Genomic DNA, 25,550 nt, shown 5'->3' with positions numbered 1-25,550 from the left:
CCGGATCGTGTGAGTGGTCGCCTTCAGCAGCTCCACTCCACGTCCGGAGGTCCTCCCTCCACAAGATCAGTCAGTCAGATCGTGTGGTCACACGTCCTCGACCAACGTTGCTGGTCAGTACAACTAGCCACGCTGCTCCGCGTCGGCCCGAGGGACGTCGTCGCATGAGCCAGACATGGAACGGGCCCAACTCCGCTGCCAACGGAGCCAGGCCCAGGAAGATCGCCACCGCCAAGTCGCTCGCTTCCGTCACTCATTCTAGGGCCAGCGGGGACAGCTGGCCCAGCGCCACGCTCGCCGAGCTAGGCCGAATTCTCCGAGACGAGGGCACCGCCCGCGCCAACGGCAACGCCGACGCCTGGTGGGCCGACTGCTTCGACCGCGCCGTGGACTACCTCGCCGCCACCGGTCACGAATGGACCACCGACGACGTCTTCACCCTCGGTGTCCCCCCGGCTGACCACCCCAACCGGGTGGGCGCCCGCGTCCGAGCCGCGTACCAGGCCGGGCTCATCCGGCCGACCGGCTACCGGACCTCCGCCCGGCCGTCTCGGCACGCCGGGGTCGTCCGCGTCTGGGTCGGGGGTGCCGCCGCATGAGTGCCCCTCTTGACCGGATGCTCGACGTGCTCCGCGACCGGGACTGTCGGCCGCGCCAGGGAGCTGGTGGGCAGTGGTCGGCGCGCTGCCCGGCGCACGAGGACCGCAGCCCCTCGCTGAGCCTGCGGCAGATCGAAGGCCAAGCCCTCGTCTACTGCCACGCCGGATGCGCCACCCTGGACGTGCTCACCGCTCTGGGGCTCACCCTCGCCGACCTGTACGACGAGCCGAAGGGCGCCGCCTACCGGTACGACGACGGCCGAGTGGTGCACCGCAGCCCAGACAAGCGGTTCCGCCAGTCCGGCCGCACCCAGGGCACCGCGTCCCTGTACCGGCTCGGCAAGGTCACTAACGCCGTCGCGGCCGGACGGACCGTGTACCTCGTCGAGGGCGAGAAGGACGTGCACGCCCTCGAATCGGTAGGGCTGGTCGCCACCACCTCACCGATGGGCTCGGCTAACTGGGGCAAGGTCGACCCGTCCCCACTGGCCGGCGCCAGGGTCGTGCTGGTCGCCGACAACGACGAGCCGGGCCGCCGCTACGCCGGAGAGGCCACCGCGTCGCTCGGCGCGATCGGCGCCACCGTCACCGTGGTCACCGCCAAGATCGGCAAGGACGCCGCCGACCACATCGCCGCCGGCCACGGCCCCGACGAGTTCGTGCCCATGCCCACGGGCAAGGCGGAGCCGGCGCCAGGGGACACCTGGCGGCCGGTCGACCTCGCCGACATCGTGGCCGGGGTCCTGTCCGGGCAGATCACCCGCCACGAACCCACCATCGGCGCCAGGGACGACGGAGCGGGGCTGTTCTACGCCGGGAAGGTCAACGGCATCGCCGGGCCCTCCGGGTCGGGCAAGTCGTGGACCGCGCTCTTGGTCACCACGCAGCAGCTCACCGCCGGACACCCGGTCGTGTACGTGGACCTCGAGGACGACGCCGCCGGGGTCGTCGGTCGCCTGCTGGACCTCGGCGCCGCCCCGGAGGCCATCACCGGCCGCTTTATCTACGTGCACCCCGACGAGTCGTACGGGTCGGCTGCCGCCTATCGGCTCGTCGCCATCGTCAACGAGCGCCAGCCGGCACTGGTGGTCATCGACTCGACCGGTGAGTCGATGGCGCTGGACGGGGCCAAGCCCAACGACGACGACGACACCGCCCGTTGGTTCCGCCGCCTGCCCACCGCGATTGCCAACCTCGGCCCCGCCGTCGTCGTCCTCGACCACGTCGTCAAAGCCGACGACGGAGGGCTGTGGCCCATCGGATCGCAGCGGAAGCGGGCCGCCATCTCCGGCGCCCAGTACATGCAGACCACCGTCCGCCCGTTCGCCAAGGACACAGCGGGCGCAGCCAGGCTCGTCTGCGCCAAGGACCGGCACGGCAACTACCGGCCCGGCCAGAAGGTCGCCGAGCTGACCGTCGCCCCTACGGAAGACGGTGTGCACCTGACCCTCCGAGCGCCCACGGAGGCCACCCAGCAGCCGCAGGACGTGTTCCGCCCCACCGGCCTGATGGAGAAGGTCTCGCGGGCTCTGGAGGGGGTTGACGAGCCGCTGAGCTTCCGCGGCATCGACGACCGGGTGCAGGGCAAGCAGCAGCACATCGCGCAGGCCCTGGACGTGCTGGTGGCCGAGGGCCACGTGCAGCGGACCGCCGGCCCCCGCAACGCCAAGCTGCACACCCTCGTCCGGCCGTACCGACAGGCCACCGACCCGGCCTCGGATGCCTACGAACCGGGGAGACAGTCGACCGTCTCCGACGACTGTGTGTCCGTCTCCCCTTATAGGGGGGAGACGGGAGACAGACACTCACTGTCTCCCGGGAGACGGTCGGGAGACGGTGGGAGACAGTCAGACGCTGACCGGTTCCTGACCCGCGCCGACTACGAGAACAACGGCCGCGCCCTCCGCGAACGCGTCGTCGGGGTGGTCGCGTCATGACCGACAACGCCCAGGCGCTCAACGCGGACATCCGCGACCTCAGCGCCGAACTCGCCCAGGTCCTCGGCATCCGTCGTCGCGACCTCGGCATACGCATGGTCTGCAGCGGCCTGGCGTTCGGCCCCGACGTCGACCCACGGCAACTCCGGTTCACCCGCGACCGGCTCCGCGACCAACTCGCCGACGCCCACGACCTCCGCACACGCGAGAGCCAGCGGTGACCCGCGGTGACGGACCAGTGGGACGCGACCGGCCCCGACACCTGCATCGACTGCGGCCGACCGTCTCAGTGGCTCCGCTGCACGCCCTGCACCGTCACCCACCTCCGTGGATCCCGACGCAGCGTCCAGGCCGCCACGGGCCGCACACGGCGCTGGCGACCCCGCCCCGTCACATAACCCCCACCACCCCCGAGGAGAGAACCAAGTGACCACCCGCCACTGCCCCGACTGCCACGCCGCGGTGAACGTCGCGCCACACGCTCGTGAGGGCCGAGTGACCGATGCCGCCCCCGACGCCAGCACTCCGCCGTCCGCGGCTACGTCGACGCAGGTAGCTCCTTCGAGGAGTTCGCCGCCGCACACCGCCGGAACACCCGATGACCAGGGGCTGGGCCGCGTGGAAGTCACCCGCGGCACAGTCGACAGACGGGGGCACCGCGGGAGCCAAGGGCGAGGAGGCGGCGCGCCTCTTTCCGCCGCCAGAGATCCGCCATGCGCGGCTCGGCCCCTCCCTGCGTCACATCAGCCGGGACTGCCCCGGCGACCGCACCGAGGTCCACCAGACCGACGGATCCCACGGCGACTGCTGGCAGGTCACCCGATGCCTCGACTGCGGCACCCAGGCCACCATCGCCCTCACGCCGCCTGAACGGCTGCAGCCCCGCACCGACGCCTACCGGGACCGCCTGGCGCCTGCAGCGGTCCCGCATCACCGCCGGCCTCGACCCCGACGAACTGGCCGACCCGACCCGCAACCCATCCCACCCCCGAGCCGAACCCAACGGCCCCAACTTCCGGCCCCGCCGACGGCGCGACTGGACCCCGTGGCCGGACTTCCCCCCGGCCACGTCCTAACCCCCGCACAACCCACCGAACAGGAGCACACCATGACCGACCCCGCCAGCACCTACCGCGCCGCCGTCGAGGGCATCACCGCTCTTGAGCAGGCCGTTGCGACCACCAAGGCCGAGATCGATGCCGTCCGCGCCGACCACACCCGCACCGCCGACTACCGGCAGCAGCGGGTGCGCGAACTGTCCGACCAGCTCACCGAGCGCGTCCGGGCCGACCGCGAGCGGATCAGCCAGCGGCTCGCCCAGGCCGACGACACCGCCCACACCGTCCTCGCCGGCCGCACCGACGACCCGGTGGCCGAATCCCGCAAGGCCCGCGCTGCCGGGCGGGTGAACCGCCTCATCGACGCCGGCCGCGCCCCGCTCGACATCGCCGCCACCTTCGCCGAGGCCAAGGACCTCGACGCCCTCCGCGCCCTCCGCGACGAGATCCCCTCCGTCGTCGCCGCTGCTACCGACAACCCGGAGGAGCGGCGCACCAGCACCCACCGCCTCACCGTCGCCATCGACCAGACGATGGCCCCGCTGCTGACCAAGACCGAGGCGCGAGCCGCCGAGGTCCGCGCCAACGTGCAGACCGCACGCGAACTCCTCGACTCGCTCAGCGTCTACGCCACGCAGCCGAACGGCGGACGCTCGCGCATCGCCTTCGCGCTCGCTCGCCGGCCCGAGGTCAAGCTGTGAACGGCCGACACATTCTCGGGCCTGCCGGCCGACTCGTCGTCCACGCCGACGACAGCGTTCGCACGCTGCCTTGGTCGGAGCTCGACACGTACCTGCGCGCCAGCGCCGAGAGCCACATGCGGCACCCGCAGCCAGCAGCAGGGCGAGCAGTGACCACCACAAACCTGCAGGCCCAGCCGTCGGGGCCGAGCGGCACTCAGCCTCGATCGCTCTGCGTAATGCCTGCAGGTCAGACCCCCCGGGTGGCGGGGGAGGTCCGCCCCGGCAGGCCACCTGTGCCGGGGCGTCCTCTCGCTTCTTGTTCCTGCTATCCACAGAGGGCAATTGTTAGGGCTGCTAAGTGAATACCGGGGGGCTGGGGCCGGCTGGTCGGCGGCTGGTGCGGGAAATCCTGGCGCAGCTCCGGGAGGACGGTCTCGAGCCGGATGCCCGGGAGGAGGAGTTGCTGCGGCAGGCCGCTGCGTTGGCCGACCGGTTGACCGAGGTTCGGGAGGCGCTGGCAAAGCAGGGGCTGACGACGACGACGGCGGCCGGTGGTCTGCGGCCGCATCCGCTCCTGGGGGTGGAGCGGGAGTGCGCGATGGCGATCAAGCGGCTTCTGGACGGTGTTTCGTTCAGTCCGACGCCGGTGAAGAACGCGGCGAAGCAGCGGGCTGCTCAGGTGCGGTGGCGGGCGCATAACGAGGCGCGTGCGGCTCGGGAGTCGGGCTGATGGCGCGTTCGTTGCGGGGCGCTCAGGGGCCGCGTGCGCGGCTGCGGGGGCAGTTGGCCGACCGGCTTGAGGAGGAGTTGCGCACGTCGGCGTGGCGTGGACGGTTCCCGGAGTTCGCCGAGGAGGTCCGGAAGCTGCGGACGGGGGAGCCGGTGCGGCTGGCTGCGCACCGGCTCGGCGACCTGCTGCCGGGCACGATCGACCGGCGCGGCTGGGTGGAGGTCCAGCGGAACGGCGATGTCGTGGAGCTGGATCGTGAGGAGCGCAACGCGGCGGTCGTGGCGCGGGCAAGAGCCCGGTATCCGGGACTGCGGTTCGGGGATCCGCGGGAGCTGCTGGGCAGGGAGCCGTGGTGACGTCGGCTCGGCCGCCGGAGCACTTCGTGCGCGGTGTGGCCCGGCCCGGTGGTGGTGACCGGGCGGGTGGCTGCGTGGCTGAACCGGTACGGCGGGCTAGACGAGCTGCGCCGGCAGGTCCGCGGTGAGGATCCGGAGGTCGGCAGGAGCTGAGCTTCTACTACTCCGACCAGCAGATCCCGGAGGCCGCCAGCAACGGCCACCCGCGCTGAGGCATGCCGCGTACTGCCGGGTAGGACCCGCCTGGCGACAGAATCGTTTGACCGCAGTTGGCCTCATTTAGGTGGAGGTGGCGCAAGGTGATCCTGCAACTCTGCGTGCCGAAACTGATACGTCGGCCCTACCGTCCGCAAGAGGCCAAGCTGATGGCAATCCTCAAGCATTGGCATCACCCGCCATGGAATCGGCAGCCGCTTGGTAGGAGCCTCCTTCGTGCATGCGAAGTAGAAGGGGGCGGTAGCGTTTCCGATGCACGCAATCCCCAGGGCGGTTAATGTCGCGGTCGCCAGACTCTTTGCTGGACTGGTATTCAGCCATAGATACGCCCCGACCGATATTGCAAGAACAGTCGCCACAGTGGCCATCGAAAGCCGGTCGCCGACGAGGCTACGTGTTGGCGACAATGCCTTGGCTGCGATGTCGTCACTCTTCACTGCGATCGCCGCGACGAGCACAGATCCGTAAGTAAATCCCGCAATGATAAACGCGCGCCTACTCCCTGGCATGGGCACGAGCGGGAGCAGAGCCCAACTGATCAATGCGAGCGTGGCGCCGCCTGCAAGTGCCAGTGCAAGGATGGAGGGTCTTCTCAGGGCGCGCAGGTTCACATGAGCAGGTGTCGCTTCGAACATGATAGCCGCGCTAGTTAAAAGGCCGAGAAGGAAAGACGACATAAATACGCGGCCGGACGGTGGCATCCACGCCAAGTAGGCAAATACACTCATTAGGAAAAAGACCATCGCCCTCACAAGAAATCGCTCACGCCGCGTGGGGAAGGTGTGCCTAGCAAGCTCCCACCAGTTAAAGTCTCGGCCGCCTTGTTCCCGCATGTAGCGTGCAACGGTGGTCAGCCAGCGACGCACATCCTGTGGTCGGTGCATGCGCCTGGGGCGATGCGGATAGGCTGGTGAGTTTCGACGTCGACGAGTTAGCGGAGGACGTGCCGCCAGCAGTGCAGGAATCAGCTCGTCAAGAAGATGCGCATGCAGAGAGGCGAAAGTCGGAAAGGTGCCGTCGTTCAACGGTGTCGGATCGCGGTGTCCATCGACATAGACGGCACGGACTAACCAAAGGCCCAGTGGGGTCGCAGTAACTCGAGCGAGCGGCGCAGTGGGATTGATGTGAGATAAGACGCTGTTCCAGGCAGGATTGCAACTCGGCGGAAGTTGAGCGCGCAGGTACTGCGACGCATCGGCTGACGTAAGCGCCAGTGGTGCAATCGTCACCGACGCGGTGATCACATCGCCAACTGCTACAAGCGCCGTTCGATACTCGGCGCGTCGACTAGTCAGGATCAGTCCGCCGGACAGGGAGTTGTTCAGCGCTGCGAGTATCGCTGCTCGTCGCTCTTCGGGCACTTCGTCGAGACCGTCGAGGATGGGGAGCGTTCGGTCTTGTGCGGCGAGCGCTGCGGCGGCGTCGGGTGAGATTGCTCCGAGAGCTGGGTAAGTGTGCATCAACTGGATGGCGAGCCAGTCCTGTATGCGGGGATGCGTAGAGGGGTCCCAGCTGTGCACAGAGAGCAGCACGGGAACAGGCTCTGACGGAGCCTCGCCAGGAGGAGGCAACAATTCCATTAACAATTGCAGAGCGAGCGTCGTCTTGCCAGTTCCGGGTCCACCTGTAATGACGAGACGTCGGCGAGGTAGCGCTCGGTAGGCTGCGGCGAGCTTACCAGGCTGTTGGGAACTTCCTGAGAAGGACAGGGGTCCTGTGGGACTTGAGATGGCGGGATGGTCCATCAAGGTCGGAGTCGCGAGTCGCCATCGCACCGGCATGGGCATTGGATCTCCTAACGCTCGAGCTTGCGCTTCGGCAGTCCACTGCTCACGCACCAGTCCGGCTAGCGTGGATGCGGCCAGATCGATCTGCTCGGCACTCGCGGGAAGAGAAGCCACCTGCCTTCTGCTTAGGGCCCAGCCGCCGAGGGCAATGGCTGCGCCGGCGGCTGCCAGAATCACCCCGAGGACGGATGCCTCGGGGTCTGCTCCCGTTGCTCCCTGCGTGCTCCATACCCACAGCAGTCGACCGGCCCCGGCAGTGAGCAGCAAGACCCCGAGGCCCGCAAGAACGGGCGCCGTCCACCGCTCCCTCGACCACATGCGTAACTCCCCCAATCGAGGTGGCAGCGAAGGCTGCTGCAGTGACCTGCTTACCGCGACGCCGCCGGACGCTAGAGCATTACCCGAGGCCTGGCCGCCTCCGCTGACGGGTGAGCCGGGGAGATGCCGACTGCCTATTCAGCGTCGGGCCTCGGCCGCGTCACGACACGTCACACCATCGGGGCGTCGGCGCTACGCCCGCCGACCGGGCTACACCAGCGGTGTGCCACCGGGCCGCATGATCGAGGAGCGCCGCTACAACCCGCCCCGCCCGGTCCTCGTCGAGCACGACGGGGTACTGGTGCCCGGCCAGCAGTATGGGCGGCTGTGCGACGACGGGCCGAGCCTGGCGTGCTGACGTCCGCTACGTGGTGCAGCCACGAGTGGGGCGCCGGCAAGCACCTGCCGACCGTGCCGCCGGAGCGGCTGCGGTTGCCCTGATGCGCTATCGGGGTGGCGTCAGCCTGTCCTGCAGCTCGGCGACGTGCTCGCTGGTCAGCTCGCAGCCCGAGGTGCAGTCGACCTCCACGCTCCGCCACGGGTGATGAGACACAGACCGGCGTGGTCGATGCGCCTCCATTACTCCTCTTCACGGGAACCGGGATCGCTGTCGGGTGGTGCGGCTTGCTGGGCTGGCAAGAGTCGCCGCTTCATCTCGTCATGCCGAGCGAGTTGCTCCTGGTACCGCTCGCGGCGCCGCTGGTCCGCGGCATCGCCGTCCCTGACATACGCGGCGACCCCTCCTCTGGGCCCGTCCTTGAAGCTCTTGAGGGTCTTGCTGACCTCTTGCAGGGCAGTGGCTGCGTCGTGAAGCCCCCGCGTCACGACAAACTGCCGGCTCTCGAAGTCGGCCCAGTCGAGCACGGATGGTGTGGGAGGGAGCTTCTTGCCCTGGCTGTCCCGGTAGCGGATGACCACCTCGTACCGACCGTCCAGCCCGGAGTCGACCCGCTCCGTGCCCAAGTCCCACCAGGTCCGCCACTCCTGGCCGGGCACGAGCACCGGCAACTGATCAGGAACGACGACCGCCTCCGGCGGTCTGCCCGCGTGCCCACTGCGCATCAGCGGCGGGGACACCACAACGGTGATGTCTCGCGCCGCGGTCAGCCCGAAATTCCGGATCACGATGTCGACCGCATGGAGGTGGCCCGGCGTCTTTTCGGCGTAGCAGACCACGTATGCCTGAGCCTGTTCCTTCCGCAGCCTTCTCGCCTCACCCAGCTGACGCCACGCCACGGCTCCGGCGGCGATTGCTACGAGTGCGGTGAGATTCGTGCCGAAGGCTGTCCAGTCGTTGGGAGTCCAGACAGCCAAGTTGGGTAGCCAGTCGGCAGTCACGTCCCGTGCCCGTGGGCCAGGGCCGCCACGTTCTCGGCGCTCATGGGCACGAGTGCGCCCGTGTCGTCGTGGGACTTGAGAAGGATTCCCGCCAGGTCCTCGGTCGGGTCGTAGGGGCCGCCGGCAGCGACGAAGTCCAGATGCGGTCGGCACAGTGGCGTTGGCGTGCCGTCGCTCAGGAAGAAGCCGTCGGTGGCCGCCGACGCGCAGCCAACGGCATGGCAGGTGGCAGATGTCATGCGCCGGGACGGTAGTGCGACCACTACGGTGGGTCCCGGCAAGGGGCGCGGCGCGCCGTCAGTCGACCGCCGTCTGCGGCTGCGTCGAGGCTGACGCAGCTCCGCGTCTGGTTCTGCCCGGTGGCAGCGCGTCGCTCGCCGGGTCCAGCGTGAGATCTCGCCCCCCGTCGACCTCTACGGTGGCCCACCACTCGTACCAGCAGACCCCGCGGAACCCCGGCGCCTTCCGGGGTCCCTGCACGGTCAACGTGGACCAGTCCGCGGTGCCGCCACCGGCCAGCGCCATCAACCGGAGCTGCCCGCGCAGCGCCGACGTCGCCCGCTCACGGTTCGGATACGGGTACGCCGCCGCAGCGCGATAGGTGGCTGGCTTGCTGTCGGTCACGTCGCCCGCTTCAGGTTGTGCTCGTCGCGGGGCTTCCGTTCGGTGCTCCACACGAGGGAGGCGGCCTGGTCGCGGCCGTCGGGCAGAGTCACGCGCAGTAGCCCATGGTGGACATCCTCCTCGGGGCTGTGCCCGGCCGGCTTGTCGCAGTGGACCTCGCGGCCAGGGTCAATGCTGATCCACGCCGGGCACGGCTGTCCCCTCACCGGCGAGAAGCCCCTCGAGCCACCTCCCCAGGATCGGGGCACTCGTTACCCATCTGCGCCGACGGACTGGGACGTGACCCCCATACGGGGAAATTTCGTCCCCCAATGGTGATTCGGCTCGTTGTCATCAGCTGTCGCGGCCGGGCCACAGGTCCGTCACCCCTCGTAGCAGACCCCGCCCGGGCTGCATCCGAGGCTGGCTGCACAACCCGGTGTGGCGACCGTCCAACTGCCCGAGCCGGCCGACGTCTAGTCAGTAGCGGCCCCTCCTGCTGGCGTTGAGACTGAGGCGACCTCGGGCGTGGAGACGCCAACGAACACGGTCTTGTTGGAAGTAAGCCAGTAGCCGAGCAGGATGCCCACCGCCCAATAGAACAGCGCTGTGAAGACGGCGGTGAACTTTCCAGCGTCGCGGTTGTCTGGATTGAGCGCGTAACCGAACTGGTCCGCCGCTGCCATGAGTGCGTTAACGCCGTCGACGAATCCGACCAGGCCGGCACCGAGTACGAGCTTGATGATCCAGTCGGCGATCTGCTGCATGCCGTCCCGGCCATCTGGAGCTTCTCTGGTATTGGCCAAAGCGAACAGGAAGCCGAGGAATCCGCCTATGGCGAGCGCTGCTAGTCCCAGCAGCAGCCCGTTCCCGACGGCGTCGGACGCCTCGGTCTGGAGCACGACGACTCCTGCCCCCACGCCGAGCAGGGCCAGCACCACGACTAGGCCCCACCAGTTCCGCAACCACGTTCTCACCGGCCTGTTATCGGCAGGCTGTGGTCGTCAATGGAACGTCTCTCGTGGGCGCAGGCCGCGACTGTGTCACGACACGCCACACGTCGGGGGCGTCACGATCCACCGGCCGCCCGACGGGCTACACCAGCTACGTGGCCGCCGTCCGACTGCTCGAGGAACGCAGGTTCGACCCACCTCGTCCGGTGCTCGTCGAGCACGACCAGCAGTGGTGGCCCGGCTGGCCGCACGCCTGGCGCCTCTGCGACGACGGACGCGGATGGCGCGCAGACGTCGAGTACGTCATCACCCACGAGTGGGGCCGCGGAAAACACGTCCCGTCCGTGCCGGCGACCCGGCTGCGGCTGCCTTGAGCTGGGTCGCGGCGGCGTCAGGCCGCGAGCGCAAAGTCGTGGTTGTCGGCCGCTGTGCCGGGGGTGCTGCTCTGAACGACGACTCTGTCCTCAAGCGGCTTGATGTTGACGATGCTGCCGGCTTGAGCGGCACTGGTGCCGAGAATGGCGAAGGCGAACGATGCGGTCAGGATCAGCGACATCCGGCGGCGCAGGCTCATGGCAAACTCCCCAGTCAGCCCGGATCGATGAGCGCAGGCTAGGACCCGCAGGTCCTCTTAAGGCCGTCGACTGGATCGGGGCGTGCCCGAGGCGGCCCGCCGGAACAGTCGGTCAGTCCCTGCCCACTCAGCGGCTGCCGTGTCGCTGGCCCTACTCGCAGAGCCTCTGACCAGCGCTCAGCACCGGATACAGACTCACTCCCACGACCTGAATGTCGGCAATGGAAGGCAGCTCGGGCCGCTGCGACAGCGCGATGCACGTTCACCGCGTACGTGGTGCCGCCGGCCTCGAACAGCACCTGCTGACCGTTCTCGCAGCGCACTGTTCCGGAGCTGACCGTCAGCGGCCAGTCGGGCCCGTAGGAGCCGGCCCGCAGCTCCCGCCCACCGTCGGCCGCTTCGCTGCTGCCTGCTGCGCCCCCTCCGGGGTCACCGTCTCCGGACGAGCCGAGCCACACCACCAGACCCACCACCCCGGCCGCGAGCACGCCCAGCACGCCTGCCTGAGCGTTACGGTCCGGCGTCCGGTCGGCCACCGGGTTGGCGATAGGGCGGCCGCTGCGGCCCGGAGTGGCTGGCGCTGCCGGCTCGTCGACCCGGCGCCGCGCCTCGATCACATCCGACCGGCCGGTGCCGGCGAACGCGTCGAGGATCCGCCGGGCGTACTCCCGCTCCCGCGCCGACATGGGAGCGCCACTGGCGACGCGCTCGATTGTCCGCTCTGGTTCAGACACCTGTGCCGCCCCCCGTGGTCAGTGCGGCGAAGTTACCGAGCCACAGCGCCGCTGGGGTGCGCCTCCACAGACTGTGAATAACTCTGTGACGTAATGCCCTCCGTGACGCATGATGGCCGAACCGATAACGCAGCGTGGGTGTCTGAGTCCTAGCAGCGGACGCGGAGCCGCACCTGCCGCCTTGGGACTTGTGCAGTAGCTCTAGCTCCCGGCTGCGGGTGCCGCTGCCGGACGTGGTGGCGATGCAGACCCGGCAGGCCAACCTGGAGGGGACCGGGGAGATCCCGCTGCGCCGGCTGGTCAAGGAGGCGCTGCGGATGCGGCCCTCGCGGCTCGTGGTCGGCGAGGTGCGGCAGGAGGAGTGCCTCGACCTGCTGATCGCCCTGAACTCCGGGTTGCCCGGGATGTGCACGCTGCACGCGAACAGCGCCCGCGAGGCCGTGGTCAAGATGTGCACGTTGCCGCTGCTGGCCGGGGAGAACATCGGCCACGCCTTCGTCGTCCCGACCGTGGCGGCCAGCGTCGACCTGGTGGTGCACGTGGGCACCGATCCCGACGGGCGACGGCGGGTGCGGGAGGTCGTCGCCGTCCCGGGCCGCGCGGAGGGCGGGGTCGTCGAGCTGGCCGACGTCTTCACGACCCGGGACGGCCGGCTGGTGCGGGCAGACGGGTACCCGCCGCGCCCGGAGCGCTTCGCGGCGCTGGGCATCGACCTGGCGGGGCTGCTCGCTGGGGGTCCGGCGTGACCGGTGCCCTCCTGGGGCTCGCGCTGGGGGTCGGCCTGCTGCTGGTCTGGCGCAGCGGCCCACGTGCCCCGCGGCGGGTCGACCGCCCGGCGCGGACCGGCGCACGCCGGCAGCGGCTGGCCGCCGCCGGACTGACCGGCGTGACACCCGCCCAGCTCCTGGCCCTGCAGGTCGGGCTGGCGCTGCTGGCGTTCGTCGTCGTCCTGGTTCCTACCCGCACCGTGACCGTCAGCCTGGTCTTCGGCGCCTTCGGCGCCGCGCTGCCGCCGTTGCAGGTCCGCCGGCTGGCCGGGCGCCGCCAGGCGGACCTGCGCGAGATCTGGCCCGAGGTGGTGGACAACCTGGCCTCCGCCGTCCGGGCGGGGCTGTCGCTCCCCGAGGCGCTGGCCGCGCTGGCCACCCGGGGCCCGGAGGTGCTGCGCCCCCCGTTCGCCCGGTTCGCCGCCGACCACCGCTCCAGCGGCCGCTTCGGCGAGTGCCTCGACCGGCTCAAGGACGACCTCGCCGACCCGGTGGGCGACCGCGTGGTCGAGACCCTGCGCGTGGCGCGGGAGGTGGGCGGCAGCGACCTCGGCCGGGTGCTGCGCACCCTGGCGGCGTTCCTGCGGGAGGACGCCCGGGCCCGCGCCGAGCTGGAGACCCGGCAGGGCTGGGTGGTGCACGCGGCCCGGCTGGCGGTCGGCGCGCCGTGGGTGGTGCTGCTGCTCCTGGCCACCCAGTCGACGACGCTGGCCGCCTACGACTCCCCGCTGGGGACGGCGATCCTGCTCGGTGGGGCGGTCGTGTGCGTGGTGGCCTACCAGGTGATGCTGCGCATCGGCCGGCTGCCGCAGGACGTGCGGGTGCTCCGGTGAGCGGGGTCGCCGCCGGCATGCTGCTCGGCCTGGTGGCCGCGGGCGGCGTGCTGCTGGCCGTCTCGTTCGCGCCGCCCTTCCGGACCGTGCGGCTGGTCGACCGGCTCGCGCCCTACGTCCACGACGCGCCCCCGCCGTCCCGGCTGCTGGGCAGCGCGACCGAGCCGGGCCTGCTGGTCGCGGTGCGCCGGCTGCTGGGCCCGGTGGTGGCCGACGGTGCCCGGCTGGTGGACCGGCTGGTGGGCGGTCGGGCGTCGGTGCGCCGGCGCCTGGACGCCCTCGGCGGCGGCACCACGGTCGAGGACCTCCGAGTCGAGCAGGTGGTGTGGGGTGCCCTCGGCCTGCTGGGCGCCGCGCTGGTCGCCGCCGTCGGCTCGCTCGCCGCCGGCAGCGTCAACCTGCTCTCGGTGTCGCTGCTGTGCCTGGCCGGCCTGCTGGGGGGCGTGCTGGGCCGCGACTGGTGGCTGAGCCGGCAGGTGCGGCGGCGGGAGGAGCTCCTGCTGGCCGAGTTCCCGGTGGTGGCCGAGCTGCTGGCCCTGGCCGTGACGGCGGGGGAGGGCCCGGCGGCGGCGATCGCCCGGGTCACCCGGCTCTCCGGCGGGGAGCTGGCCGCCGAGCTCGGTGCGGCGCTGGGCCGGGCCCGGGCCGGGATGCCGCTGGCCGACTCGCTGCGGCTCGTGGCCGAGCGGACCTCCCTGGAGCCGCTGGCCCGCTTCGTCGACGGGCTGCTCGTGGCCCTGGAACGCGGCACCCCGCTGGCCGAGGTGCTGCGCGCCCAGGCCGCCGACGCCCGCGAGGCCGGAAAGCGGCGGCTGCTGGAGGCCGGCGGTCGCAAGGAGATCGCGATGATGGTCCCGGTCGTCTTCCTGGTGCTGCCGGTCACCGTCCTCTTCGCCCTGTAGCCGATCACGGGCTCTCCACGTTCACTCCGGCGTGCCAGTACGGCGCCATTGGGATGGGCACCCATCACGCAGCAGTGGGGTCGGCCGGGCGAGCAGTCACGGATGCGGACGGAGAGCAAGGCATCTCAGCACCGGACAGTTCAGCAGCGACATATGCACAGACATAGGTGTCCGTACACGGTTGGTCACGGAACGCGTCTGCGCGCCGCCGGGACTCGGCGTGATTGCATCACCACGGAGGTAGCTCTGTACGGCGTGCCGCCCCTATAAGGACGATCCCCCGTGCTGGTGCACCGCCCTCGGGGGAGTGGAACATGGAACTCGGCGACGCACTGCTGCTGCTCTCCGATACACCGGCCGAGGACGTTGCGCGCCGCCTGAGGCGACTCGCGGCTGGCGCGACCGTAGTGATCCGGCGGGAGTTCGAGGGCCAGGTGTTCTACTACGTCTTCTCGGCGGAAGCCGTGTCGGCAGCGGCCGCGCGCCACCCTCGAAGCCAGCTTGACGCGGCGCTTGGGCTGCACGAGTGGGAGAGCGTGGGCTCGCTCGGACTGGCTGAGGCCGCCGAGGCGGAGCTCACCAGGCCGGCCGTGTTGGTGGAAGGCGACCGCTTGCTCGGCGTCCTCCAGCCCACCGCCGGGGACCGCAGCGGCGGGGACGGTGGCACGGTCGGCGAGGGGACCTCGCGGGGCGGCCCGACCCTCGGGGGCGAGGTCGGCCGGGGTTCCGTCGCCGTGGGTGGTGGCGGCCCCACCCCGCCCCCACCGGACGCCAAGGAGCCGGTGCGCCACGTGGAGGGGGACCGAGGACGGGCGTCCCCCGGGGGCGGATTGTTCCGGGCCTTCCCCCACCTGTCGGCACCGGAGTCGGTGCGCAGCGGCATGAACTTCGACCTGGTCGTACGCCTGTCCGCGACGGACGCAAGTGCCTCGACCACACCCCTGCTGATCCCCTCCCCGCCGGAGACCCTGCGCTTCGTCGTCCAGGTCGCGGGATTCGGCTTCCAGTTCCCCAGTGGGATACGGGCCCCGCTGCTTGTGCCGCAGAACGACCCCGACGCGGAGGACGCGGAGGTGCGGTTCGTCGTCCGGGCCGACCCCGTCGCCACCGACGTGACCCGCGTGCTCGAAGTCTCCTACGAGTACGAGGGGAACGTGTGCGGGCGCGCGTGGCGGCAGGTACTCGTCGGGTCGGTGCAGCCCCCGCGACCGGTGGCCCCGGTCCAGACCGGTGGCACGGGCATCCAACCGCCCCCATCTTCGACAGCACCTCACCTCGGCGTGGACGTCATCAACCGCCAGGGCGGAGCTGAGCTCGAGTGGACCTTTCACTCCCGGTATCCGGACCTGACCTTCCCGACCGGCAAGGTCACCACCCGACTCACCGAGGGGTCCGCCGAGGAGTTTGCTGTCCTGCTGGCCGCCGAGGTCACGGGCGCGCGACGCTCCCCGCTGCTCCGCAGCACGCTCATGGGTGTCGGGCGCGCCATCACCGCCGTCCTCCCGGTCCAGTTCTGGAAGTTGCTCGACGAGGCCTGGTCGAAGGCCGCGGCCGCCGGGGAGCAGCCGCAGTTGCTGCTGACCACCAACGAGCCCTACGTCCCGTGGGAGCTGGCCTGGCTGGACGAGGACTTCGTGGACGCCTCCCTCCTGCCCCAGGGCATGGACGGTGGATGGCTGGGCCAGTTCTGGTCGGTCGGGCGCTGGGTGGCACCCACCCCCACTGCGCGCGGAGGAGACCGCCCGCCACAGCCGCCGTCGACCGACATCGATGTCCAGCGGATGGTGGTGGCGGTTGGCGACTACGCGTCCGACACCCGGCTGCGTGAGTTGCCCGAGGCGACGGCCGAGGGGAACGACCTCGCGCTGACCTACGATGCGCTACGTATCGTCGCCAACGAGGACTCGATGGACCAGTTGCTGAGCGACCGGCTGACCCGCGGCGGCGAGCCTTTCCATCCCGACGTGGTGCACATCGCGGCGCACGGCCAGGTCAGCCTCAACGCGCAGCAGTACAGCGGCGTCGTGCTCTCCGGCAGCGGCAAGCGGATGAGCCCGATCACTGTCCTCGGCTCCAAGTTCGACGTCACGCAACCGTTTGTCTTCCTCAACGCCTGCCAGGTAGGGACCGCCGGCTCGATCCTCAGCACGTACGGGGGCATGCCCGGGGCCTTCTTGGGGGAGGGGTGCCGCGGATACCTTGCCCCGCTGTGGGACGTCGACGACGACGTGGCCCGCGCCTTCGCCACCGAGTTCTACCGCGAGACGCTCAGGAGTCAGCGCCCGGTTGCGGACGTGCTACGCGAACTGCGCAGCCGCTTCGGCACGGACTGGGCGCCGGGCAGCGCTACGCCGCTCGCTTACGTCTTCTACGGCCATCCGGCCCTCGTGCTCTCCACCTGACCCTCCCAACTTCTCCCTGGCAGGCGGTCGACCCGTGGTCCGACTCGACGCAACCGGCACCCCAGTCGTCCTCGAGGATGGCACCGTCTTGCAGGCTCCCGGCCTGCTCGGGGAGGCCCGGAATGGCACTCTCCCGGGGCGACTCACCGAGGCGCTGGAGCGCGCGGACCTGCTCCCGACGCAGACGGTCGAGATCGAGGCCCAGGAGGTGCCGCCTCCGCCAGGGGAGGACGTCCGAGCCGACGACGGCCGCGCCGGCCTGGCCGTCGAGGTGCCGGCGCTGGGCCCGGGCCGGGGGCAGGTCCTGTTGCTCGCCGACGAGCAAGGGGTTCTGACCTGGCACTTCCCCGAGCCCCCGGCGGGCGGCCCGGGTACTACCCGCGGTCCCGGAGAGGTCCTGCGCTTCACCGTGCCCCGAGAAGTGGCCGCCCCAGCGACGACGGGGACCGACCCCGCCGACCGGTCACTCGTCACGGCCATCGGCAAGAAGATCCTGTCGGTTCTCGTCTACCCGATCATCGACCCGCTCATCGGGCGGGCGGCTCGTGAGGTCGCCGGGGCTTGGGAACGCCGGTCGCGACCGTATCGCTTCCGCGGCTTTACCCCCGGCCACCACCGGCGCACCGACGTGCCGGTGCTGGCGTCTGCGGACTGGGAACAACTTACCGGTGGACGTGCCCTGCTCTTCCTCCACGGGATTTTCTCGACCAGCGCTGGCTCCTTCGGCGGCCTAGACGACGCCACCCTGGAGCGGCTCCACCACGCCTATGGCGGGCGCGTCCTGGCCTTCGACCACCCCACGACGTCGGTTGACCCAGAGGAAAACGCCTTGGTCTTCGCCGAGAGCCTGCCCTCGGGCGCGGCGCTGGACCTCGACATCGTGTGCCACAGCCGCGGTGGCCTGGTCGCCCGGGTCATCGCCGGTGAGACCGGGAACCCGGTGTCCGGGGTGACTGTCCGCCGGATCGTTTTCGTCGGGACACCGAACAATGGAACGCCACTGGCGGACCGCCGCTACTTGGTCGACCTGATCAACCGATGGACGTCCCTGCTCAACCTTCTCCCGCCGGGGCCCTGGTCGGTGGTCACCGACGTCCTGGACGCCGTCCTCGAGATCGTCAAGGTCGTCGGTTCCGGCGCCGCCGGAGGCCTGCCCGGCTTGATGGCCATGTACGAGGACAGCGAGCTGATGCGCGCGCTCAAGGCGTCCGGCGGTGCGGCGCCGGACTACTACGCCGTGCACGCAAATTTCGAGCCGTACGGCAGCCTGGCCTCGATGATGTGGCTGCCGGACACGCTGATTGACCGGGTGTTCACCGGCGGCGCTAACGACGTCGCCGTCCCCAGCGCCGGGGTGGGCCTCCTTGGTGGTGTACCCGTGCCTGCCTCTCGCGCGCTCGAGCTGCGCGCCGCCGACCACGTGTGGCACTGCTCCTATTTCGCTCACCCGTCCACGAGGACGGCGCTGGTCGACTGGCTGGCCGGCTGACCGGCCCGAATCCGGGCGGCGCCGGAAGAGAACCCCATGGATGACAATGTGTCCGGCACAGCCGCGGACGCCGGGTCTGCGCCCGTCGTAGCCGACCCGAACAGGCAGCGCTACGTCACCCTGGCCCACCTCCAACTACGGGCCGCCGCCAGCGACGGGGACACCGGGCGGCTCCGCACCGCCGTGGACTTGCTGCGGCGGGCCGTCCGATCGACCCCCGTCGGTCACCCCGACCGGACGGGGGTCCTATCCGATCTGGCGGAGGCCCTGTCACGGCTGGTGGAGCGCGACCCCAAGCCGGCTCTCCTCGACGAGATGGTCAGCGCGGCTGAAGAAGCAATCCGCACCATCGCGCCCGGGGACGCCCTAGTCATGGCCAGCAGGTGGAAGCGGTCCGAGGACCCCGGTGACCGTGGCCGGGCGATCACGGCGGGCGAGACCGCCCTTGCCACCAGCCCCTCCGGCGACCTTGACCGGGTCCGGCTGCTCGCCCAGCTCCGGTCTACGCTCCGGGCTCGCTTCCAGTTGCGAGGGCAACCCGGCGACCGGGACCGCGTGGTCGAGCTCGCCGAGAGCGTCCTGGCCACCGTGCCGGCGGGCTCGCCGGAGGGCGCTGGTGCGGCCCTCGACCTCTGGACGGCCTTGCGAGATCGCTACCGAGAACAGAACCGGCTCCCCGATCTCGACCGGGCCCTCGAGGTGGGCGAGCAGGCACTGGCTGCGTTCCCGGCTGACTCCCCCCTTCGGGCCGTCCACCTGTCGAACCTCGGGCTTTCCCACTGGGACCGCTACAACCGGCGAGGGGATCCCGCCGACCTCGACGCAGCGATCGCGGCTGGGGATGCCGCGGTGTCCCTCGTCCCGAACGACCATCCAGAGCGAGTCGCCGTCTACTCGAACGCCACGGCGGCGCTGCATGACCGGTACCGTCGCACCGGGAACATGGCCGACCTGGACCGGGCGATCGACCTCCTCGCGGATGTTGAGTCGGCAATCCCCGTGAGCGACCAGCGCCGCCCGGCCATCCTCACCAACCTCGGGCTGGCACTGCTAACTCGCTTCGGCCGCCTGGGCCACCTGACGGACCTGCACCGGTCGATCGAAATCAGTGAGACTGCACTGGCCCTGACGTCAACCGACCACCCGGAGCGCGCCCACTTGCTCACCAACCTTGGGTTGGGGCTTCGGGTCCGCCACGAACGCCATGACGACCTGGACGACCTCCAGCGATCGGTGGACGCAGCGGTTGAGGCGGCCGCCCTCACGCCGGAGCACGACCGGAGTCGCGCCGACGTCCTGGCCAACCTCGCCATCGTGTTCCGCACGCGGTACGAGCGCATCGGCGACCTCACCGACCTGGACCGGTCGGTGGAGGCGGCCGAGGGCGCCCTCGCCGTCAGCGCTGCGGAGCATCCCGACCGGGCCGGTTTCCTCGCCGAGTTCGGACGGAGCCTCCGCAGCCGGTACGAGCGCTTGGGCCAGCTGACGGACCTCGACCGAGCGATCGAGGTCGTGGCGGACGTCCTCACCGCCACACCGGACGACCACCCTCGGTACCCGGCTGACCTAGACCATCTCGCCTCGGCCCTGCGGACCAGATACGAGCGCTTGGGCCGGCCGGACGACCTGGACCGGGCCGTCGAGATTGCGCGGACGGCGGTTGCGGCCATGCCCGCGGACCATCCCTACAGAGCCGGGATGCTGTCGAACCTCGGCGGAGCCCTCCAGATTCGCTACGGCCGGCGGGCGGTGCGGGCCGACCTCGACGAGGCGATCGAAGTCTCCGAGGATGCGCTCACCGCCACTCCCATCGACCATCCCCGTCGCGCCCCGGTCGCCAACAACCTGGCGATGGCACTGCGGTTGCGGTACGAGCACCACGGCGACCTGCTGGACCTCCAGCACGCCGTCGAGGCCAGCGAGGCGGCCCTGGAGGCGGTCCCGGCGAACAACCCCGAAAGGGCTACCTACCAAGCCAACCTTAGTCTCGCCCTCCGGAGCCGCCACGAACGGCTGGGCAATCCGCTTGACCTGGACTGGGCGATCGACGCGGCCGAGGCGTCGGTGGTGGGCACCCCGGCCGACCACCCTGAGCGGGCAACCCGACTTAGCCGGTTGTCCGTCCTCCTGCACCTGCGCCATGACCGGCATGGGGAGCTGGCGGACCTTCAGCGCTCGATCGGCACGGGCGAGCAGGCCCTGGCCGCGACCCCCGACGACCATCGGGAGCGCGCGGAGCGGCTGTCCGATCTGGGGCTCGCGCTCGGCGCACGCTACCGACGTCTCGGGGACACCGCCGACCGTGACCGGGCCATCGAGGCGGCCGAGGCCGCTGTCGCCTTGACCCCCCAGGACCACCCTCATCGCGCCGGGGCCCTGTCCAATTTGCAGCTGGCGCTGGGCACACGGTTCCGGGATACGGGAGCGGTGGCCGACCTGAACCGGGCCATCGAGGTCGGTGAGACCGCGGCGGCCGCGATTCCGACCGACCACCCCAACCGGGCGCCAATCCTGTCCAATTTGTCCTTGGCTCGGGCCACCCGCTATCAGCGACGCGGCAACCCCGAGGACCTCACTCGGGCGGTGGACGTCGCCCGGTCGGCGGTCGCCGCCACTCCGGCCGACCATCCTGCACGTGCGCGATACCTCCATCACCTGGCGCTCGCACTCTGGCTCCGACACGAAGCGCTGGGTGACCCGGCAGACGTGAACGACGCGTTCCAGTTGCTACGCGGGGCGGTGGGGCAGGAAACCGCCGCGCCGGAGGCACGGATGAGTGCGGCCGTCGACTGGGGACGGTTGGCTGCATCCAGGGCACACTGGCCCCTTGCCGCAGAGGGATACGCCTCCGCCATCGAGCTGGTGCCCAGACTGGTGACTCGCGGGCTGAGCCGATCAGATCAGGAGTACACGCTGGCACAGCTGGCCGGTCTGGGTGCAACCGCGGCCGCCTGCTGTCTCCAGGCCGGGTTGCCGGAGCGGGCGGCCGAGCTGTCCGAGCAGGGTCGAGGCGTGCTGCTCGGCCAAGCCCTCGACAGTCGCACCGACCTCACGGACCTGGCGAAGGCACACCCGCAGCTGGGCGATGAGTTTTCCCGACTACGGGACGAGCTCGCATCATCCGAGAGCGCCCACATCCCGCTCTCCTCCGACACAGGGCTCTTCTTCCCGGCGTGGGATGGCGTACGGGGGACGGGAACCGACCAGGGCATCCAGCGCCGCAGGCAGGCAGCGGATGACTTCGAGGCGCTGCTCGGCCGGATCCGGAACCTGCCGGGCTTCGACCGCTTTCTCCTTCCGCCGCCCGCCGGTGAGCTGACCGCGGCCGCGGCGCAGGGACCGGTGATCCTGCTCAACGTGACCGCCATACAATCCCACGCGCTCATCCTCACGATCGACGGCGTGGAGGCGGTACCGCTCCCCGGACTGAGCCCGCGCGGTGTCGCCGACCAGGTGAGCGCCTTCCTGTCCGCCCTCGACGATGTGGAGCGCTATGACGCGGGCACGGGCGAGCGGGAGTGGGCGGAGGCCCGGCTGCGCCACGTCCTCGGCTGGCTCTGGGACCTGATCGCCGAGCCAGTGCTGGAACGGCTGGGCATCACGGGGCGACCAGAGGGAAGCCTCGAAAACTGGCCACGCCTTTGGTGGTGCCCGTCGGGGCTGCTGGCGCTCCTCCCGCTGCACGCGGCGGGACATCACCTGACCCGCCACCGCGCCGCCCCCCGAACCGTTATGGATCGAGTGGTGTCCTCCTACACCCCTACCGTGCGAGCCCTGGCGCACGCTCGCCGCACCGGCTCACCGGGACGGGCGGCCCAAGCGCCCGATCGCATACTCGTGGTCGCGATGCCGCACACCCCCCACGAGACCCCCCTGCCGGGCACGGTATCCGAAGCGGTCGCCCTCAGCGACCTGTTCCCCGGGCGGGTGCGCCTCCTCCACGGTGAGCTGACATCCTCCGAGTCGGCGGCCCTCGCGTCCCGGACCACTCTCGCCGACCCGGCGACCTATGAGCGGGTGGTCACCGAGCTGCCTTCCGCCCCTTGGGCGCATTTCGCTTGCCATGCCGCCAGTGACCTGGCGCAGCCCTCCGCCAGCCGCCTGTTGCTCGAGGACTACGGAACCCGGCCCCTGACCGTGCTGGACCTGGCGCGACTGCGCATGGAGGAGGCCGACTTGGCCTTCCTGTCGGCCTGTGGGACCGCCCGCACGGGGCTAGATCTCGCCGACGAGGCGATCCATCTCGCCGCAGCGTGCCAGCTCGCCGGATACCGGAACGTGATCGCAACCCTCTGGCCCATCGCCGACCGCACCGCCGTCGGGGTCGCCAAGGACGTCTACACCGTCCTCGCCGGCCGGGGCAGCTCCGCGGCGGCGCACGCCTTGCAATCAGCGTGTCTCGCCCGGCGGAACGCCGAACCCGATCGGCCCTCCGTGTGGGCCGCCCACATCCACAACGGCGTCTGACGCGCACCAGCGCCCTCGGCTGCCCAGGGCAGGGCACCGATGCCTTTCAGTCAGGGCGCGCTTCCACCGTGGCCGCGACTGCGGCCTCTGTGGCTTGGATCGCCGCGTCTAGGTCGGCAGGATCTCCCGTAAGGTCGAACCGACCTTGCAGAGCCTGCGCGAGGCCGTCGAAGCGCGTGCCGGCGGACCGATGACCCGCCGGGGTCGCATCGACGGCCGCACGTGCCACTTCCACCATGCGGTTCGCGTCGTCGAGCGACCGGTGTTGCCGTGCCCGCACTCCCAGGGCGAGGCTCAGGTTACCGAGGCGGCCGGGCCACTCAGGGTCGTCAACGGCGGTCGCCTCGACGGCCTGCTGGCACACCTCGACCGCCTCGTCGACGTCGGCTGGCCGGCCGCGCGCGCCGGCCCGACGGGCCAGCGCGAGGCCGAGGTTCGACAGGTAGCGGGGCCGTTCCGGGTGGCCCGGGGCGACCAGACCGACGGCCGTTTGCGAGGCCTCCACGGAGGCGTCGAGATCGGCCAGGTCCTCGGTGCACTCGTATCTAAGCCCTAGCACGACGCCGAGGAGGGTGTACCGGCCCGGACGGTAGGGATCGTGCGGGAGAGTGGTCCTGACCGCCTCGTTCAGGACGTCGATCGACCGGTCGACGTCGGCGTGGGCGCCGGACAGCAGAAATCGCAGCCGCAAGGCGCTGCCCAGGTTCGTCAGATACAGAGGCCGTTCGGGATGGTCGTCCGGCGCGGTCGTCACCGCGCTCGTCAACACGTCCACGGCCCGGTCGAGGCGGGAAGGGTCGCCGCCGTGCTCGTACTCGTCCCTGAGTGCGAGGCCCAGATTGGTGAGGTATCCGGCCGTCTCCGGGTCCCCCACGGAGATGGTGCGCAGCACCTCCTCCGCGATCCCAACGACGCGGGCGAGGTCCTGCGCGGTGCCGTGTCGGTCGTAGCGGCGCCGGAGCGCCATGGCCAGGTTCGACTGCCTGCCCGGCCACTCGGGATGGCCCTCCGGAGTAAGAAGCACGGATTCTTCGGCCGCCGAGACGGAGCGCTCGAGGTCGGCCGGATCGCCGAACACCGTGTGCCGGGACTGCAACGCGGCAGACAGGTTGCTGAGCAGCCCGGCCCGGTCCTCATCGTTATCGGCACGGGCTACGGCCTGGCGGAGCAGGCCCACGACGACACCCAACAGCAGCACGTCCTGGGGGGTGCTCGGCGACTGGAGCAGGCGCACCGCGTTGTTGCTCATCTCATGGGGCGGCGCGGGCAGCCCCGGTTGAGCGAGATAGCCGGCCACCTTCTCGGGGACGGAGGAGGGGTCGGCCGCATGCACGGGTGCGAGAGCGCCGCAGGCCGCATAGACGTCGAGCGGGGCGCGGCCCCCACCGCCGTGCTCGGCCCGGCGCCAGTGCACCACCCCCGTCGACCGCAGCGCGTCGTCGCAGGCGTCCTCCTCGCCGAGCGCCTGCCACACACCGATGAGCGCCCGATGGGCCTCGTCGGTGAAGAGCAGGTCTGGCTCGCCGGACGAGTCGTACCGCTCCAGGACGCGCTCGACCGCTCCCGCGGCCGTGCAGGTCGAACACTGTTCAGCCGATCCGGTACTCACGCAGCCGCTCATCCGCTCCCCCAACCCCTCAGGGTCCAGGGCGAGGCTAGGGGCGCCGCCGCCGGCCGTCCAGAAGCAACGGCCTCGCGGACCGGCGCCCCGTGGGCATCCTCGGGCGGTGAGCCCTGCTGCCCTCCGACGACCTCGGGGGCGGTGCGCGGTGTCGTCACGGCGCGCCAGGTCCTGCAGCTGGAGAGGGCCTGTCCCAATGGCCGGCCCGGACGATCCGGCCGACCAGCGCGGCAGACGCACGATTACCGAGTCGGCCGCAGGCGTGCGCCGGCCCTCAGGCGACCAGCACCGCAGTTCAACTTCCTTGCAACGCGGATCCCGGATGAGCGGTCTGACCCGACCCGGTCTGGGGAAGCCGCCAGCGAGACAAATACGCCCAGACGTGAGTCACCTTGAGTGACCTCGGGATGCCATGGGGTCAAGCCCGCTGGCGTGGTGTGTGACGGCTGCTGAGCAGCGCCGGCGTAAACCGCTTGGTCACTCGGTCAGGCGCCCGTCGCCCTTGTGAGGCGACGCCGCTCGCTAATGACACCGTCACATCACGATACGTCACATCGCCGGGTCGCGGCATCATGCGCCGTCGCAGCGCCCTTATCACTCAGGCGTGACCGCCACCCACGTAAGCTCGTCAGCGAGCGCAACTGCACCAGACGTGACTCAGCTTGAGAGCCACGCCGCCCGCGGTCCTGCTGTTGCGGACCTCCGGACCTTCGTCGCGATGCTTCACCAGGGGGACATCCGCCGCGAAGACCGTGAATTGCAGCAACTCAAAGCATTGGAGCAACATGCCGAAGCACTACGAGAGATCAGGAAATATCTCCAGTTCTTCTATGTCCTCGCCATCATCTGGCTCGTCTCGGTCGGGATCGGCCTACTCATCCTCATCGCGCAGATCGCCGATGGCGACTTGCCGCAGTAGCCAGGAGTTCATCACGGCTGGCCACATCCGCAGGTCGTGCCGCCTCGCCCCGGGTCCGGGCGGATCGGCGGCACTACGGCTGGCAGGTCAATCGGTCAGCCAGAACCACAGTCGCTCGCAGGCTGCAATGTGCCACGGGGACTGCCCCCAGTCCGGTTGACTCGTTCCGGTAGGGGGTCAGGCCGCTGCTGCGGCGTGGGTGAGTGTCTCGTATTCGACCGGGGTCAGTCGGCCGAGGCGGCGCTGCCGGCGACGGCGGTGGTA

22 protein-coding genes are annotated in these 25,550 nt (G+C 70.5%); 15 read left to right on the top strand and 7 right to left on the bottom strand.

Going from position 1 to position 25,550, the window contains the following annotated elements; genetic code table 11:
- Window positions 1-164: 164 nt before the first annotated feature.
- From ACI8AC_RS23710 to ACI8AC_RS23685, 6 genes are all read left to right on the top strand, one after another.
- The gene (locus tag ACI8AC_RS23710; protein ID WP_456900310.1) at window positions 165-599 is read left to right on the top strand and encodes a hypothetical protein; all 435 of its coding nucleotides are present in this window, start codon (window positions 165-167) and stop codon (window positions 597-599) included.
- Between the two features lie 17 nt (window positions 600-616).
- Window positions 617-2,536 (top strand): AAA family ATPase, encoded by a 1,920-nt coding sequence (locus ACI8AC_RS23705; protein ID WP_456900309.1) that lies wholly within the window; start codon window positions 617-619, stop codon window positions 2,534-2,536.
- On the top strand, window positions 2,533-2,757 hold the full coding sequence (locus ACI8AC_RS23700; RefSeq protein ID WP_456900308.1) for a hypothetical protein: 225 nt from the start codon (window positions 2,533-2,535) through the stop codon (window positions 2,755-2,757). The genes ACI8AC_RS23705 and ACI8AC_RS23700 overlap by 4 nt, the downstream gene beginning before the upstream one ends.
- An 887-nt stretch (window positions 2,758-3,644) precedes the next feature.
- Entirely contained in the window at window positions 3,645-4,295 is a 651-nt protein-coding gene (locus ACI8AC_RS23695) for a hypothetical protein (RefSeq protein WP_456900307.1), read from the top strand.
- A 340-nt stretch (window positions 4,296-4,635) separates the two neighbouring features.
- Entirely contained in the window at window positions 4,636-5,007 is a 372-nt protein-coding gene (locus ACI8AC_RS23690; protein WP_456900306.1) for a hypothetical protein, read from the top strand.
- Window positions 5,007-5,363 carry a hypothetical protein gene (locus ACI8AC_RS23685; protein WP_456900305.1) on the top strand — a complete coding sequence of 119 codons (357 nt, stop codon included), beginning with the start codon at window positions 5,007-5,009 and terminating at the stop codon, window positions 5,361-5,363. The genes ACI8AC_RS23690 and ACI8AC_RS23685 overlap by 1 nt, the downstream gene beginning before the upstream one ends.
- A gap of 275 nt (window positions 5,364-5,638) precedes the next feature.
- On the opposite strand, the gene ACI8AC_RS23680 is transcribed toward ACI8AC_RS23685, so the two are convergent.
- The gene (locus ACI8AC_RS23680) at window positions 5,639-7,324 is read right to left on the bottom strand and encodes an NACHT domain-containing protein (RefSeq protein WP_456900311.1); all 1,686 of its coding nucleotides are present in this window, start codon (window positions 7,322-7,324) and stop codon (window positions 5,639-5,641) included.
- A gap of 583 nt (window positions 7,325-7,907) precedes the next feature.
- Here ACI8AC_RS23680 and ACI8AC_RS23675 point away from each other — a divergent pair.
- Window positions 7,908-8,042 (top strand): hypothetical protein, encoded by a 135-nt coding sequence (locus ACI8AC_RS23675; protein ID WP_456900304.1) that lies wholly within the window; start codon window positions 7,908-7,910, stop codon window positions 8,040-8,042.
- 221 nt (window positions 8,043-8,263) lie between these two features.
- Here ACI8AC_RS23675 and ACI8AC_RS23670 read toward each other — a convergent pair whose 3' ends face one another.
- The 4 genes from ACI8AC_RS23670 to ACI8AC_RS23655 all read right to left on the bottom strand — a co-directional run bounded on the left by ACI8AC_RS23670 (window position 8,264) and on the right by ACI8AC_RS23655 (window position 10,566).
- Complete coding sequence (locus ACI8AC_RS23670; RefSeq protein ID WP_456900303.1) at window positions 8,264-9,022, bottom strand: hypothetical protein; 759 nt, start codon at window positions 9,020-9,022, stop codon at window positions 8,264-8,266.
- On the bottom strand, window positions 9,019-9,261 hold the full coding sequence (locus ACI8AC_RS23665) for a hypothetical protein (protein WP_456900302.1): 243 nt from the start codon (window positions 9,259-9,261) through the stop codon (window positions 9,019-9,021). Before ACI8AC_RS23665 ends, ACI8AC_RS23670 begins: the two co-directional genes overlap by 4 nt.
- Before the next feature lie 58 nt (window positions 9,262-9,319).
- Window positions 9,320-9,646 (bottom strand): hypothetical protein, encoded by a 327-nt coding sequence (locus ACI8AC_RS23660; RefSeq protein ID WP_456900301.1) that lies wholly within the window; start codon window positions 9,644-9,646, stop codon window positions 9,320-9,322.
- A 455-nt stretch (window positions 9,647-10,101) separates the two neighbouring features.
- Window positions 10,102-10,566 (bottom strand): hypothetical protein, encoded by a 465-nt coding sequence (locus ACI8AC_RS23655; RefSeq protein WP_456900300.1) that lies wholly within the window; start codon window positions 10,564-10,566, stop codon window positions 10,102-10,104.
- 167 nt (window positions 10,567-10,733) lie between these two features.
- Between ACI8AC_RS23655 and ACI8AC_RS23650 the strand changes: the two genes are divergently transcribed.
- A complete protein-coding gene (locus ACI8AC_RS23650; RefSeq protein WP_456900299.1) occupies window positions 10,734-10,952 on the top strand; it encodes a hypothetical protein in 219 nt (72 codons plus the stop codon).
- 17 nt (window positions 10,953-10,969) lie between these two features.
- Here the strand turns inward: ACI8AC_RS23650 and ACI8AC_RS23645 are convergent, their stop codons facing one another.
- A complete protein-coding gene (locus ACI8AC_RS23645) occupies window positions 10,970-11,152 on the bottom strand; it encodes a hypothetical protein (RefSeq protein WP_456900298.1) in 183 nt (60 codons plus the stop codon).
- A gap of 952 nt (window positions 11,153-12,104) precedes the next feature.
- Here ACI8AC_RS23645 and ACI8AC_RS23640 point away from each other — a divergent pair.
- The 6 genes from ACI8AC_RS23640 (at window position 12,105) to ACI8AC_RS23615 (ending at window position 22,746) form a co-directional block, all read left to right on the top strand.
- Entirely contained in the window at window positions 12,105-12,632 is a 528-nt protein-coding gene (locus ACI8AC_RS23640) for an ATPase, T2SS/T4P/T4SS family (protein WP_456900297.1), read from the top strand.
- On the top strand, window positions 12,629-13,486 hold the full coding sequence (locus ACI8AC_RS23635) for a type II secretion system F family protein (protein WP_456900296.1): 858 nt from the start codon (window positions 12,629-12,631) through the stop codon (window positions 13,484-13,486). Before ACI8AC_RS23640 ends, ACI8AC_RS23635 begins: the two co-directional genes overlap by 4 nt.
- Window positions 13,483-14,388, top strand: a complete 906-nt coding sequence (locus tag ACI8AC_RS23630) for a type II secretion system F family protein (RefSeq protein WP_456900295.1) — start codon at window positions 13,483-13,485, stop codon at window positions 14,386-14,388. Before ACI8AC_RS23635 ends, ACI8AC_RS23630 begins: the two co-directional genes overlap by 4 nt.
- A gap of 314 nt (window positions 14,389-14,702) precedes the next feature.
- On the top strand, window positions 14,703-16,790 hold the full coding sequence (locus ACI8AC_RS23625) for a CHAT domain-containing protein (RefSeq protein ID WP_456900294.1): 2,088 nt from the start codon (window positions 14,703-14,705) through the stop codon (window positions 16,788-16,790).
- Between the two features lie 34 nt (window positions 16,791-16,824).
- Entirely contained in the window at window positions 16,825-18,279 is a 1,455-nt protein-coding gene (locus tag ACI8AC_RS23620) for an esterase/lipase family protein (protein WP_456900293.1), read from the top strand.
- A gap of 36 nt (window positions 18,280-18,315) precedes the next feature.
- Window positions 18,316-22,746, top strand: coding sequence for a CHAT domain-containing protein (locus ACI8AC_RS23615; protein ID WP_456900292.1), 4,431 nt, complete (start codon window positions 18,316-18,318; stop codon window positions 22,744-22,746).
- 46 nt (window positions 22,747-22,792) lie between these two features.
- Here the strand turns inward: ACI8AC_RS23615 and ACI8AC_RS23610 are convergent, their stop codons facing one another.
- Window positions 22,793-24,355: a hypothetical protein gene (locus ACI8AC_RS23610; protein WP_456900291.1), complete on the bottom strand. Its 1,563-nt coding sequence runs from the start codon at window positions 24,353-24,355 to the stop codon at window positions 22,793-22,795.
- Window positions 24,356-24,971: 616 nt separating this feature from the next.
- Here ACI8AC_RS23610 and ACI8AC_RS23605 point away from each other — a divergent pair.
- Window positions 24,972-25,286 (top strand): hypothetical protein, encoded by a 315-nt coding sequence (locus tag ACI8AC_RS23605; protein ID WP_456900290.1) that lies wholly within the window; start codon window positions 24,972-24,974, stop codon window positions 25,284-25,286.
- The last annotated feature ends 264 nt before the right edge of the window (window positions 25,287-25,550 follow it).

The organism is Geodermatophilus sp. SYSU D00758, from assembly GCF_054049955.1.
Note: the sequence above shows the minus strand (reverse complement) of the source record. Positions and strands in the feature narration are given on the sequence as shown.

Excerpts from the sequence above, each read along its gene's own strand:
- ACI8AC_RS23625 (WP_456900294.1), top strand. The coding sequence starts at position 14,703 with ATGGAACTCGGCGACGCACTGCTGCTGCTCTCCGATACACCGGCCGAG.
- ACI8AC_RS23665 (WP_456900302.1), bottom strand. The coding sequence starts at position 9,261 with ATGACATCTGCCACCTGCCATGCCGTTGGCTGCGCGTCGGCGGCCACC.
- ACI8AC_RS23705 (WP_456900309.1), top strand. The coding sequence starts at position 617 with ATGCTCGACGTGCTCCGCGACCGGGACTGTCGGCCGCGCCAGGGAGCT.
- ACI8AC_RS23700 (WP_456900308.1), top strand. The coding sequence starts at position 2,533 with ATGACCGACAACGCCCAGGCGCTCAACGCGGACATCCGCGACCTCAGC.
- ACI8AC_RS23615 (WP_456900292.1), top strand. The coding sequence starts at position 18,316 with ATGGATGACAATGTGTCCGGCACAGCCGCGGACGCCGGGTCTGCGCCC.
- ACI8AC_RS23685 (WP_456900305.1), top strand. The coding sequence starts at position 5,007 with ATGGCGCGTTCGTTGCGGGGCGCTCAGGGGCCGCGTGCGCGGCTGCGG.
- ACI8AC_RS23695 (WP_456900307.1), top strand. The coding sequence starts at position 3,645 with ATGACCGACCCCGCCAGCACCTACCGCGCCGCCGTCGAGGGCATCACC.
- ACI8AC_RS23710 (WP_456900310.1), top strand. The coding sequence starts at position 165 with ATGAGCCAGACATGGAACGGGCCCAACTCCGCTGCCAACGGAGCCAGG.
- ACI8AC_RS23680 (WP_456900311.1), bottom strand. The coding sequence starts at position 7,324 with ATGGACCATCCCGCCATCTCAAGTCCCACAGGACCCCTGTCCTTCTCA.
- ACI8AC_RS23645 (WP_456900298.1), bottom strand. The coding sequence starts at position 11,152 with ATGAGCCTGCGCCGCCGGATGTCGCTGATCCTGACCGCATCGTTCGCC.